The organism is Desulfovibrio sp. DV, assembly GCF_001936595.1.
In the GTDB taxonomy this organism is placed as follows: domain Bacteria; phylum Desulfobacterota; class Desulfovibrionia; order Desulfovibrionales; family Desulfovibrionaceae; genus Solidesulfovibrio.
In genome coordinates, this window is record NZ_MLBG01000133.1 from 1 (window position 1) to 12914 (window position 12914).

Below are 12914 nucleotides of genomic sequence, written 5' to 3' on the forward strand. Positions count from 1 at the left end.
ATAATTTGACGCGCTCGGCGATTTCCTTTTTGCGGTCCTTGGACAAAAAAGGCCTTGCCTTCGCCCTGCATCTGCTGCTGCTTTTCGATGTCGATGGCCAGCCGCAGGTGTTTTTTAAAGACGGCCGGGGAGATGCGCCGGGTGTCCAGGCGCAGGGAAAAGGCCATGTAGTGGCCTTTTTCCGGGGGCGCGCTGTGCCATTCGCTGTCGAGGTAGTCTTCGAAGGCGGTCCAGCCGAAGGAGCGTTCGTCGGCGGTGCCGTCGATGTCCACGAAGGCGTATTTTTTGAGCCGTTCCGGGGCCTCGCGCAGAATCTGCTTATCCGCCTCGCCAACAATCCTATATCGGGTGAATCCGCCGCTGGCGGCCAAAAGTCCCAAGGCGTCCTCCTTTGCCCGCCGGAATCTCCGGCGCGCGATGGGTATGGGATACGTGCTGGCTTTTAGATCAAAACCGGGCCGTGCGCCAGGGGCGAGCTGGCCGGGAGAAAATCGTTGCAATTAGAATCGGATGGCAAATCCTGCCTTTGGCCCGTCCTATGCAGTGCAGTGGGAAACGGAGGCGACGATCATGGCCGTCTGGAACGTCAGTCACAGTGATGGCAGGATGCGGTTCGGCTCGTACACCCGCAAGGCCACGACGCCCTCCGGGTGCAACGAGCCTTTCAAAAACGCCTACTGGTGCCCCAAGCGCAAGTGGTTTTCCAAGGAACCGTGCCCCTTTAGCAATCGGTTCGAGTGCATGAGCTTCGCCCGCCTGTGCGGCGGCATCTAGCTCCCAACCAACCGCCGGCGCTTGCGAGTGCGCCCCGGCGACAGTGCTGCCAGACGGCCGGAAGCTCCCCGCAGTGCGGGAGTTCCGGCCGTTTCCTTTTTTGAAGCCTCGGGTTGAGAGGCTGCCGGGGCAGGCGGGCGACAAAACAGTCGGACGCTTAACCAAAAATGTTGGTTCCGGGGTGCATTTTCCCTTGAATCTGACGTTACGTCAGGGTGTACCCTGGGCAAAAGGAGGGCGGCCCATGCTGCTTCGTATCGGTGAATTGGCCCGGCGCGCCGGGGTGACGGTCAGGACGCTGCACCATTACGACGCCTTGGGGTTGCTTTGCCCGAGGACGCGGACCGAGGGCGGAGACAGGGTGTACGGGCAGGCCGAGGCCATGCGGCTGCACGCCGTCCTGGCGCTCAAACAGTTCGGCTGTTCCCTGGCCGAGATCCGGCGGCTGCTCGATGAAGACGGGGCGACGCTGCCCGACATCCTGGCCCGGCAGATAGCGGTGCTCAAGGAGCAGGCGGACAAGGCCGCAGCCCTTGGCGAAAAGCTGTCGCGGCTTCGCGACCGGCTGCTGCACAACAAGGAAACGGCCCTGGGCGACTGGCTGGACACCCTGGCGCTGATGCATGTCTGGAGCCGGTATTTCACCGAAGACGAGTTGGCCCGGCTGCGCCGCCATCGCAGCCCGGGCCGGGAACGGCGCAAGGCCTGGGCCGGGATTGCCGCCGCCGTCGCCGCGGCCATGGCCGGACAGGTGGCCCCGGAAAGCGTGGAAGGCCTGGCCATTGCCCGCCGTGTCGTTAGCCTGGCCCGGACGGTTGCCGGCGATGATCCGGCGCTCCTTGGCAAGCTGCGAAAACTGGTGCGCTCCGAGGCGGGCGTGCGCCAGGCGGCCGGGATGAGCGAACCCATGCTGGCCTGGCTCGAAAGGGCTTTGGATGCGGCCCGGCCGGCCTCCCGGCCAGAGGCCGCCTCCGGGGACGCGACGGCTCCCCGGCAGACGGCCATGGGCATGGCCATGCTGCGGGCAGCCCATCAACTCCTCGACGCGCCCCTTGTGCTGGACGATCCCCTGGCCCTTCGCATCATCGGACGGGAGCGGGAAGCGGCCCTTCGCGCCGATCCGGGGCGGTATGACGGCGGCGAGCTGCGCGGCCTTCGCCTGTCCGGGGCGCTGCGCAGCCGGGTGGCCGAGGACGCCTGGAACGAGGCCAGGGCCGGCGGCGTGGCCCAATATGTGAGCCTCGGGGCCGGGCTGGACACCGCCCCCTGGCGACGGGGAGACGGGCGGACCAGATTTTTCGAAGTGGACCATCCGGCGACCCAGGCCTGGAAACGCAGCCTTCTGGCCGAGGCCGGGCTGGCGGTCGGGGACAATGTGGTCTTTGTCCCGACGGACTTCGAGTCGTCCCGATTGGCCGAGGTGCTGGCGGCAGCCGGGTTTGACTGCGCCGCCCCGGCTTTTTTTTCCTGGCTTGGGGTAACCATGTACCTGGAAGCGGGCACTATCCTGGACATTCTGGCCTGGGTCGCCACCTTGCCGCCGGGCACCCGGATCGTTTTCGACTATGCCGTGGAGCCGTCCCTGCTGTCTCCCGGGGAATGCCGGGGACGGGAACGCGTGGCGGCCCGGGCGGCGGCCCGGGGCGAGCCGTGGAAATCGGCCTTTGATCCGGCCGCCTTGGCCGCGGCCCTTTTGACTCTGGGCTTTGCCCGGGTGGACGATCCGGGCGCGCCGGGGTTAAACGCCCGGTATCTGGCCGGCCGGGCCGACGGCCTGCGCAAGAGCGGCGTGACCCGCATCGTGCGGGCTGTGGTAGACTCTGAAAAATCCTGACAGAATTGAAGGATGGCACTCCGGGCTGGCCCGGCGATGGTTCTGGCTGTAACCTTTGCCGCGCCGCTTACGACGTGGCCCAGGCGACGGCTAATACGGCCCGGACCGGGATGGCTGAAACGAGAGACAAGGATGTTGCAATGCAAATGACTGCTTCCGGACCCCTGCGCAGGGGTCCGTTTCGCTGGCTGGCTCTGGGCGTGCTGCTGCTTGCCGCTGCCGGGGTTTTTTGGTGGCACGGGGCCGGCAGCGGGCAAGCCCAGCCCGGCGGCCCCGGCGGACCTCCGGGCATGGGCGGGCAGGCTGTGTCCGTGACCACGGCCGTGGCCCGCACGGGCGTGGCCCCGGTGACGCTCTCCGGCATCGGCACGGTGACGCCGCTGCGCACGGTCACGGTCAAAAGCCGGGTGGACGGCGAACTCATGGAGGTGCGCTTCACCGAAGGCCAGCTGGTCAAAGAGGGCGAGCTGCTGGCCCAGATCGATCCGCGGGCCTTTGCCGCCCAGCTCGAGCAGTACCAGGGCCAGTTGGCCAAGGACACGGCTTTGCTCGAAAACGCCCGGGCCGACCTTTCGCGCTACGACAATCTGGCCAAAAAGGACATGCTGGCCGGCCAGACCAAGGACACGCAGGGGTCGCTGGTGCGCCAGTACGAAGCGGCCATCCGCACGGACAAGGGGCTTATCGACAACGCCAAACTGCAGCTCGAATACAGCCGCATCACCGCCCCGATCACCGGCCGGGTGGGGCTGCGCAAGGTCGATGCCGGCAACATGGTCAAGGCGAGCGAGTCCACGGTCATCTGCGTCATCACCCAGGTTTCGCCCATAAGCGTTCTTTTCACCCTGCCCGAGGACCAGTTGCCGGCGGTGCTCGTCCGGCATCGGGCCGGCGAGAGCCTCTCCGTCTCCGCCTACGACCGGACCATGTCCAAGCGGCTGGCCCAGGGCAAACTGACCACTGCCGACAACCAGATCGACACGGCCACCGGCACGGTCAAGCTGCGGGCGGTCTTTGACAACGCCGACGAGGCCCTTTTCCCCAACCAGTTCGTCAATGCCGAGCTGCTCCTGGAAGAGCGCAAGGGCGTGGTCCTGGTGCCGGCGGCAGCGGTCCAGCGCGGCTCCAAGGGGGCGCGGGTGTATGTGGTCGACGCCGAGGGCGTGGCGAAGTCCAAGCCGGTGACGGTCGGCATGGCCGTTGGCGAGGACGTGGTGGCCGATGCGGGCCTGGCTGCCGGCGAGGTTGTGGTGGTCGAGGGGGCGGACCGGCTTCGCGACGGCGCCAAGGTGGCGGTACGCAACTCCGGCCCGGGGATTGCCGGCAAACCATGAACCTGTCGCGCCCGTTTATTCTGCGGCCGGTCGCCACCACGCTTATCATGGTGGCGGTGATCCTGGCCGGAGCCGTGGCTTATTTCCAGTTGCCGGTCTCGGCCCTGCCGCAAGTGGATTATCCGACCATCCAGGTCCGGACGTTTTACCCCGGGGCCAGCCCGGACGTCATGGCCTCGGCCGTGACCGCGCCGCTGGAGCGCCAGTTCGGCCAGATGCCGGGCCTGACCGAAATGACCTCGGTCAGTTCGTCCGGGGCCTCGGTCGTCACCTTGCAATTCGCCCTGAGCCTGAGTCTCGACGTGGCCGAGCAGGAGGTCCAGGCGGCCATCAACACGGCCTACAGCCTGCTGCCCGACGACCTGCCAACGCCCCCGGTCTACAGCAAGGTGAACCCCGCCGACACGCCCATCCTGTCCCTGGCCCTGACCTCGGAGACCATGGACCTGACCGAGGTCCAGGATCTGGCCGACACCCGGCTGGCCCAGAAAATTTCCCAGCTCTCCGGCGTCGGCCTGGTCAGCGTGGCCGGCGGCCAGCGTCCGGCCGTGCGCATCGACGCCAATCCGACCGCCCTGGCCGCCTACGGCGTGAGCCTGGAAGACGTGCGCACGGCCATTGCCGACGCCAACGTCAACAAGGCCAAAGGCGGCTTTGACGGCCCGCGCCAGTCATCGATCCTGGAGACCAACGACCAGCTTCTGTCCAGCGAGGACTACAAGCCGCTTATTATCGCCTACCGCGACAGCCGGCCGGTGCGGCTCTCCGACGTGGCCGAGGTCCATTCCGGTCCCGAGGACGTGCGCCAGGCCGCCTGGGTGAACGGCAAACCGGCCATTGTCTTAAATATCCAGCGCCAGCCCGGGGCCAATGTCATAAGCGTGGTGGAGCGGGTCAAGGCGATCATGCCCCAGTTGCGCGCGGCCCTGCCGACGGCGGTCAATCTTGCGGTCCTGACCGACCGCACCGTCACCATCCGGGCCTCCATCGACGATGTGCAAATCGAGCTGCTCCTGGCCGTGGTCCTGGTGGTCGGGGTCATCTATCTCTTTTTGCACGACCTGCCGGCCACGCTCATTCCCGGCACGGCCGTGCCGTTGTCGCTTATCGGCACCTTTGGCGTCATGTACCTGCTTGGCTATGGGCTCAATAACCTGACGCTCATGGCGCTGACCATCGCCACCGGCTTTGTGGTGGACGACGCCATCGTCATGATCGAGAACGTGGCCCGCCATGTGGAAGAAGGGGTCGAGCCCATGAAGGCGGCCCTGGACGGGGCCGGCCAGATCGGATTTACCATCCTGTCGTTGACCGTCTCCCTGGTGGCGGTGCTCATTCCGCTGCTTTTCATGGGCGACGTAGTGGGGCGGCTGTTCCGGGAATTCGCCGTGACCCTTGGCGTGGCCATTCTGCTTTCGGCCGTGGTGTCGCTGACCCTGACCCCGATGCTGTGCGCCCGGCTCCTTGGCCGCAGCAAATCGTCCGGGGCCTCGGGGGGCTTTGCGGTCCGGGGCTTCCAGGCCTTTTTTGCCGGCATGGCGAAATTCTACGCCCGGACCCTCACCGTCGTGTTGCGCCATCAGCCGCTGACGCTGCTGGTCGCCGTGGCCACGGTCGCGGCCACGGTGTGGATGTATGCCGCCGTGCCCAAGGGGTTTTTCCCGGTGCAGGATACCGGGGGCCTGACCGGCGTCTTCGAGGCCCCGACCACGGCCTCCTTTGCCGCCGTGTCCGAAGCCCAGGCCGGGCTGACCGAAATCCTGTCGGCTGATCCGGCCGTGGCCTCGGTGGCCTCGTATGTCGGCGTGGACGGCATCAACCCCAGCCCCAACGTCGGCCGGCTGGCCGTGGAGTTGGTCCCCAAAGCCAACCGCAATGCCGACGCCGCCGGCGTGGCCCGGCGGCTCGAAGAGAAGCTGCGCAGCCTGCCGGGCCTGACCGTGGCCCTGTCCCCGGTCCAGGACCTGTCCGTGGACGCCAGGGCCGGCCGGGCCCAGTACCAGTATACGCTGGAAACCCCGAGCACCCGGGATCTCAGCCAATGGACGCCGCGCTTTGTGGACGCCCTGTCCGCCCGGCCCGAGGTGCGAAACGTCTCCCACAATCTGGCCCTGGGCGGGCTTCGCCTCAATGTCCATATCGATCGGGTGGCCGCCGCCCGCTATGGGCTGACCCCGGAGGACGTGGACAATGCCCTCTACAGCGCCTTTGGCCAGCGCCAGATTTCCACCATGTTCACGGAACTGAGCCAGTACCGCGTGGTCCTTGGCGTGTCCCCGGCCATGGCCCAGGGGCCCGAGGCCCTGGGGCTGGTCCGTCTGACCGGCACGGGCGGCGGACAGGTGCCCTTGTCGGCCGTGGCCACGGTCACGCAGGGGGAAGCGCCCCTGGTCATCAACCGCCAGGGCCAGTTTCCGGCCGCAACCGTATCCTTTGACGTGGCTCCGGGCCATTCCCTGGGCGACGCCGTGGCGGCGGTGCGCACGGTGTCGGACGCACTGGGCCTGCCGGGCAGCATCAGCGGGGCCTTTACCGGCGCGGCCCGGGCCTTCATGGACTCGCTTCGAAACGAACCGCTCCTGATCCTGGCCGCCCTTATTACCGTCTATATCGTCCTTGGCGTCATGTACGAGAGCTTCATCCACCCGGTCACCATCCTCTCCACCCTGCCCTCGGCCGGGGTCGGGGCGGTCGGGGCCTTGTGGCTGTGCGGCGAGGACCTGGGCCTCATGGCCGTCATCGGCATCATTCTCCTCATCGGCATCGTGAAAAAAAACGGCATCATGATGGTGGATTTCGCCTTAAGCGCCGAGCGCGAGCGGGGACTCCCCCCGGGCGAGGCCATCTACGAAGCCTGCATGTTGCGGTTTCGGCCCATCATGATGACCACCATGGCCGCGCTTTTGGGCGCGTTGCCCCTGGCCCTGGGCTCGGGGGTGGGCAGCGAGCTGCGCCGCCCCCTTGGCATCGCCATTGTTGGCGGGCTGGTGGTCAGCCAGGTGCTGACGCTTTATACCACGCCGGTCATCTACCTCTTCTTTGAACGCCTGGCCGGCCGCGGCCGCGGCCCCAGGGCCGGGGAGCCGGCCCAGTCATGAATCTGCCTGAAATCTGCATCCGCCGCCCGGTCGGCACGGCGCTTGTGACGCTGGCCCTCATGCTGGCCGGGGCCATCGCCTTTCGGCTCTTGCCGGCGGCCGCCCTGCCGCAGGTGGATTTCCCCACCATCTCGGTCCAGGCCCAGTTGCCCGGAGCCGAACCCGAAACCATGGCCACGTCGGTGGCCGCGCCGCTGGAGCGCCAGTTCGCCCGCATCGCCGGGATCACGGAAATGACCTCGTCGAGTTCCCGGGGCTCGGCCCAGATCAACCTGCAATTCGAGTTGTCGCGCGACATCAACGGCGCCTCCCGCGATGTCCAGGCCGCGATAAACGCGGCCCGGGGCTTTTTGCCGTCCACCCTGCGGCAAAACCCCACCTACCGCAAAATGAACCCGGCCGACGCCCCGGTCATGGTGCTGGCCCTCACCTCGCCAACCGTGCTGCGGGCCGATATGTACGACGTGGCTGCAACCGTGTTGCAGCAGAAGCTGGCCCAGGTCGAGGGCGTGGGGCAGGTCTTTGTGGGCGGCGGGGCCTTGCCGGCCGTGCGGGTGAGCGTCGATCCGGCCAAGCTGGCCCAAAACGGCCTGAGCCTTGAAAACGTGCGCGGGCTTATCTCCAAGACCACGGTCAACCGGCCCAAGGGCCGCATCGAGTCGGACGGGGCCGCCTATGAGATCGACGTCAACGACCAGCTCCACAAGGCCCGGGAATACGAGCCGCTGATTCTGTCGTATAAAAACGGCGCGGCCGTGCGCCTGTCCGACGTGGCCACCGTTACCGATTCCGTGGAGGACGTGCGCACGGCCGGTGTGGTCGGCGGCACCCCGGCGGTCATGATCATCATCTTTCGCCAGCCCGGGGCCAACATCATCGAGACCGTGGACAATGTCCGGGCGCTGTTGCCGCAGCTTACGGCCTCGCTCCCCGGGGACGTGAACATCTCGGTTGAAATGGACCGCAGCCCGCCGATTCGGGCTTCGCTGTCGGAAGTGGAGTGGACGCTGGCCCTGTCCTGCCTGCTGGTCATCGCCGTGGTCTGGATGTTTCTCGGCACCCTGACCGCCACGGTGATCCCGGCCGTGGCCACGGTGGCCTCCCTGGTCGGCACCTTTGCCGTCATGTACCTGCTCGACTATTCGCTGGACAACCTGTCGCTCATGGCCCTGACCATCGCCACCGGCTTTGTGGTGGACGACGCCATCGTGGTGCTGGAAAACGTCACCCGCCACATGGAAACCGGACAGACGCCGCGAGCCGCGGCCATTGCCGGCTCCAGGGAGGTGGGCTTCACCGTTGTCTCCATGAGCGTGTCGCTGGTGGCGGTTTTCATCCCCATCTTTTTCATGGGCGGCATGGTGGGCCGGCTGTTTCGGGAATTTGCCGCGGTGCTGTCCATCGCCATCATGTTGTCCCTGGCCTTGTCGCTGACCACCACGCCCATGCTGTGCGCCGTGCTGCTGCGGCCGGGCAAGCGGTCCGGGGCCGCCGGCCAGACGGCTCGTCCGGGGCTTGTCCAGCGGGTTTTCGCCGCCGTGACCCGGGGCTATGCCCGCGGCCTGGACGTGGCCCTGTCCCATCCCCGGCTCATGCTCATTGCCACGGCCGGGGCCCTGGCCGGCGCGGTCTGGCTCTACATCGCCATTCCCAAGGGCTTTTTCCCGGAACAGGACAACGGCCGGCTCATGGGCTTTATCCAGGCCTCCTCGGACAGTTCGTTCCAGTCCATGGCCGGCAAGCTTGAGCACGTGGTCGAGGTCATAAAGGCCGATCCCGACGTGGAATCGGTCACCGGTTTTACCGGCGGCGGCGGTGGTCCCGGCGGCGGCGGCACCAACTCGGCCCAGATGTTTGTGACGCTAAGGCCCCAGGCGAAGCGGCCCCCCCTGGTCGTGACCCTTTCGCGGCTGCGCAAGTCCCTCGCCGCCGTCCCGGGCGCCCAGGCCTTTCTCATGCCGGCCCAGGAACTGCGCCTGGGCGGCCGGCCGGGCAAGGCCCTTTACCAGTTTACGCTCCTTGGCGACGGCTTCTCCGAACTGCTCACCTGGGTTCCCAAGGTGGAGGAGCGCCTGCGCGGGCTGGCGCTCCTGACCGACGTGGTGGCCGACCAGCAGGAAAAGGGGCTCATGACCTCGGTGGTCGTCGACCGCGACGCCGCCGCCCGCCTGGGCGTCACCATGGCCTCCATAGACGCCGTGCTCTACGACGCCTTTGGCCAGAGCCTGGCCGGGGTGTCCTATGCCGAGGTCAACCAGTACCGGGTGGTGCTCGATGCCGAACCCCGCATCTGGGCCTCGCCCGACGGGCTGCGCCACATCTACGTGCCGGCCGCCGACGGCAGCCAGATTCCCCTGGCCTCCCTGGCCACGGTGCAAAGCGCCCAGACTCCGCTTTCGGTCTACCATCAGGGCCAGTTCCCGGCCTCCACCATCTCCTTTAACCTGGCGCCCAAGGTTTCGCTTTCCCAGGCCTCGGCCGCCATCGACGCGGCCGTGGCCGCGATGGGCCTGCCCTCGTCGATTCGCACCACCTACGCCGGCACGGCCCAGGCCTTTGGCGAATCGCTCAAAAACCAGCCCTATCTGCTCCTGGCCGCACTGCTTGCCGTCTACATCGTCCTTGGCGTGCTCTATGAGAGCACCATCCATCCCATCACCATCCTGTCCACCCTGCCTTCGGCCGGACTCGGGGCCGTGGCCGCCTTGTGGGTTTTCGGCCTCGATCTCTCCATCATCGCCGTCATAGGCATCATTTTGCTCATTGGCATCGTGAAAAAAAACGGCATCATGATGGTGGATTTCGCCCTGGAGGCCGAGCGTACCCGTGGCCTGGGCCCGAGGGAGGCCATCACCGAAGCGTGTCTCAAGCGTTTCCGGCCCATCATGATGACCACCCTGGCCGCGCTCCTTGGAGCGCTGCCCCTGGCGCTCGGCCATGGATCGGGCTGGGAGCTGCGCCGCCCCCTGGGCATTGTCATTGCAGGGGGTCTGGTGGTCAGCCAGATCATGACTCTTTTCACCACCCCGGTGATTTATCTCTATTTGGACCGGTTGCGCTGGCGTTTCACCGCCGGGAAACGAAGCCGGAGCTCTGCGGCGCTCAAGGAGACATAGAAACCGCCAAACGGGTTTCTGGTATTGGCTGTCGTGTTTTTGTCGATGCCCGTGGCTGCCCTTGCCTTGCAACGCCTTCTCAGTGTACTGACGTTCCGGTACATGCATTCAAGGGGACGGCGCTGTTGGTCGGGCCGAGCCAAAGGACATCACATGCCCGAGCCCGATACAACGCAACGCGCCGATGCAAACGCCGCAGAGCAGCCCGGTCCTCCTGCAGCAGCCGGCAACGCTCCCGGTTGCGATGTGCCCGGACCCGATGCCGACGTTGCATTCCTGCGGCGCGAACTGGAGGCCTGCCGCCATCGCCTTCGCCTCCTGGCCGACCACGGTCACACAGCCATGCTGGTCTTTGATGTGGCCGGCCGCATCCTGGACGTCAATCCTGCCGCCCGCACCATGCTGGGCCTGGCTCCGGGCCAGGAACGCGACATGCTCCTGGTCGATGTGGCCGCGCCGCTCCAGCCGGGAGCGGGGCTCTTGCCTGAATCCTGGGCCGGGAGCAGCGAGGACGGCGACGGTGGCGTGCCGGTGGGCTGGCGGCTGAAGCAGGCCGGCGGGGAATGGGTGTCGGCCGATGTGCTGGTGGCCCGGCTGGCCGGAACGGATGCGGGCCGGTTCATGGCCCTTTTTGAGGATGCAGGCGATGTCCACGACATGATCGCCGCCCTGGTGGCCGCCAAAGAGGCGGCCGAGGCCGCAAGCCGGGTCCGGGATGAATTTCTGGCCAATGTGAGCCATGAAATCCGCACGCCCCTAAACGGCGTTCTCGGGATGCTCCAGCTCTTGCAAGGGACGCTCCTTGACCGGGAGCAGGGCGAATTCGTGGCCACGGCCCTGGCATCCGGCCGGGGGCTTCTTGGGGTGATTAACACCATCCTCGATTTTTCCAGTGCCGAAGACGGCGGACTGGCCCTGTGCCGGGATGCCTATTCGCCGCTGGCCGTCTTGCGCGGCGTGGTGGACGCCTATACCCGCCAGGCCAGGGCCGCCGGGCTGGAACTGACCCTGGCCGCCGACTCCGGGCTGGACGAGCCGGCCTGCGGCGATGCGGCCCGGCTGCGGCAGGTGGCGGCCAATCTCGTGTCCAACGCCGTCAAGTTCACCCTGGCCGGAAGTGTCGCTGTCCGGGCAACGCGCCTGGAGCCGGCGGCATCCGGACCGACCCTGCGCCTGGTTGTATCCGACACCGGCATCGGCATCCCGGCCGAACTGCACGAACGCATTTTCGAGCCGTTTACCCAGGTGGACGGTTCGCTCACCCGCCGCTACCAGGGCACCGGCCTGGGGCTGGCCATCGTCAAGCGCCTGACGGCGCTCATGGGCGGTTCGGTGCACCTGGCCAGTCGGCCGGGCCTTGGCACCAGCGTCACCGTGGACATTCCCCTGCCCGGAGCCGGCGGGCTGGCCGAGGGCAACGGCAACGCAGACCGTAACGGCCTGCGCATCCTGGTGGTCGAGGACGAGCCGGTGTGCGGCGTGACCGCCGTGCGGCTGCTCGCCTTTCTCGGCCACAACCCGGTCTGCGCCGGCAGCGGGGCCGAGGCCTTGGAACTGCTTTCGCGCGAGGCTTTTGACGTGGTGTTTATGGACGTGTGCATGGCCGGCATGGACGGCCTGACCGCCACCCGGCATATCCGGGCCTTGCCGGGCCCATCCGGGCGGGTGCCCATCGTGGCCCTGACCGCCCGGGCCCAGGCAACGGACCGCCGGGCCATTGCCGCTGCCGGCATGGACCATTTTTTGGCCAAGCCGGTGGAGACGTCGGAACTGACCCAGGTGCTGGCCGAGGTGGCCGGAAACCGCCTTGGCGCGGGGAATTAGAGCCGCACGAAGGTCAGCTCGTGCTTGTTGTGGCTTAAGTGCAACAGCCGGCTGCCTGACACGGCCCGAAAGCGATTGAGCAATGCAAAGTCCGTCTCGCCCTGCAATTTGACCGTCAGCACGTAGTGGCGGCACTCGCCCAGTTCCAGCCAGCGGCTGAGCCACTCGAAAAGCCGTTCCGGATAGCAGATCACATCGGAAAAAAGCCAGTCCACGGCTCCGGCATGGCGGGGGTCGAGGCCAAAGGCGCTGCCCGGACACCAGGACACCAGCGGGTTTCGGTCCACGTTTTCGGCCAGCGGCGCTTTGTCGATGCAAAAGACCCGCGCGGAAAGCGCGGCCAGCACAAACGACCAGCCCCCGGGGCTGCCGCCCATGTCCAGGCACAACTCGCCCGGTCCGGGATGGACGCCGAGGCGGGTGAAGAGCTCCCACAGCTTGAGATAGGCCCGGCTCGGCGGGCCGGTCCTGTCTTCCTCGAAGCGGTAGACGCCGTCCGGCACGGGCTGGCTGGTGCGCGGCGAGGCCAGCAGCACATTGTCTTCCCACAGCGTAAAGGCCCCAAGCGGGGCCGTCGGCAGCGGCTGGCCGTAGATGAGCGGCTTGGCCGACACCCGGGGCAGCTTCCCGGCCATCAGGGCGGCCCGGCGGAAGTGGCCCGAGGGCACAAGCGACCAGTTGCGCTGGATGGCGGTCAGCTTTCGGGCGGCGTCGCCGATGGAATCCACGGGGATGAAATCCGGTTCGAGCCAGACGTTGGCGGCAAAGGCGCACTCGACGGGCGGGCCGTCGGCCAGCACCAGCGGATCGCGCACGGCTGTGACGGCGCTGCCGAGTTCGCGGGTCAGTTCGGACAAAAGCCCGGGCGGGGCCTGGTAGACGGTAAAGGGCATGGGTGGTTGGGCCGGGGTTTAGGGTGGCAGGCCAGGACGGC

Annotated in this window: 7 protein-coding genes and 1 pseudogene; 6 read left to right on the forward strand and 2 right to left on the reverse strand. The window is 67.1% G+C overall.

The window, feature by feature from the left end:
• Nucleotides 1-380: pseudogene (locus tag DVDV_RS19790) on the reverse strand (hypothetical protein); the annotation flags it as partial.
• A 190-nt stretch (nt 381-570) separates the two neighbouring features.
• Here DVDV_RS19790 and DVDV_RS19795 point away from each other — a divergent pair.
• The 6 genes from DVDV_RS19795 to DVDV_RS19820 all read left to right on the forward strand — a co-directional run bounded on the left by DVDV_RS19795 (nt 571) and on the right by DVDV_RS19820 (nt 11980).
• The gene (locus tag DVDV_RS19795) at nt 571-774 is read left to right on the forward strand and encodes a hypothetical protein (protein WP_075356316.1); all 204 of its coding nucleotides are present in this window, start codon (nt 571-573) and stop codon (nt 772-774) included.
• A gap of 244 nt (nt 775-1018) precedes the next feature.
• A complete protein-coding gene (locus tag DVDV_RS19800) occupies nt 1019-2608 on the forward strand; it encodes an SAM-dependent methyltransferase (protein WP_075356310.1) in 1590 nt (529 codons plus the stop codon).
• 140 nt (nt 2609-2748) lie between these two features.
• Entirely contained in the window at nt 2749-3942 is a 1194-nt protein-coding gene (locus DVDV_RS19805; protein ID WP_075356311.1) for an MdtA/MuxA family multidrug efflux RND transporter periplasmic adaptor subunit, read from the forward strand.
• Nucleotides 3939-7040: a multidrug efflux RND transporter permease subunit gene (locus DVDV_RS19810; protein WP_075356312.1), complete on the forward strand. Its 3102-nt coding sequence runs from the start codon at nt 3939-3941 to the stop codon at nt 7038-7040. The genes DVDV_RS19805 and DVDV_RS19810 overlap by 4 nt, the downstream gene beginning before the upstream one ends.
• Nucleotides 7037-10156 carry an efflux RND transporter permease subunit gene (locus DVDV_RS19815; protein WP_075356313.1) on the forward strand — a complete coding sequence of 1040 codons (3120 nt, stop codon included), beginning with the start codon at nt 7037-7039 and terminating at the stop codon, nt 10154-10156. Before DVDV_RS19810 ends, DVDV_RS19815 begins: the two co-directional genes overlap by 4 nt.
• 153 nt (nt 10157-10309) lie before the next feature.
• Nucleotides 10310-11980, forward strand: coding sequence for an ATP-binding protein (locus DVDV_RS19820; RefSeq protein WP_075356314.1), 1671 nt, complete (start codon nt 10310-10312; stop codon nt 11978-11980).
• Here the strand turns inward: DVDV_RS19820 and DVDV_RS19825 are convergent.
• Nucleotides 11977-12873, reverse strand: a complete 897-nt coding sequence (locus tag DVDV_RS19825) for an SAM-dependent methyltransferase (protein WP_075356315.1) — start codon at nt 12871-12873, stop codon at nt 11977-11979. The two genes, DVDV_RS19820 and DVDV_RS19825, sit on opposite strands and share 4 nt — an antisense overlap.
• Nucleotides 12874-12914: the final 41 nt, after the last annotated feature.

Coding starts and splice junctions, on each gene's coding strand:
- DVDV_RS19795 (WP_075356316.1), top strand. CDS start 571: ATGGCCGTCTGGAACGTCAGTCACAGTGATGGCAGGATGCGGTTCGGC.
- DVDV_RS19825 (WP_075356315.1), bottom strand. CDS start 12,873: ATGCCCTTTACCGTCTACCAGGCCCCGCCCGGGCTTTTGTCCGAACTG.
- DVDV_RS19805 (WP_075356311.1), top strand. CDS start 2,749: ATGCAAATGACTGCTTCCGGACCCCTGCGCAGGGGTCCGTTTCGCTGG.
- DVDV_RS19820 (WP_075356314.1), top strand. CDS start 10,310: ATGCCCGAGCCCGATACAACGCAACGCGCCGATGCAAACGCCGCAGAG.
- DVDV_RS19800 (WP_075356310.1), top strand. CDS start 1,019: ATGCTGCTTCGTATCGGTGAATTGGCCCGGCGCGCCGGGGTGACGGTC.
- DVDV_RS19815 (WP_075356313.1), top strand. CDS start 7,037: ATGAATCTGCCTGAAATCTGCATCCGCCGCCCGGTCGGCACGGCGCTT.
- DVDV_RS19810 (WP_075356312.1), top strand. CDS start 3,939: ATGAACCTGTCGCGCCCGTTTATTCTGCGGCCGGTCGCCACCACGCTT.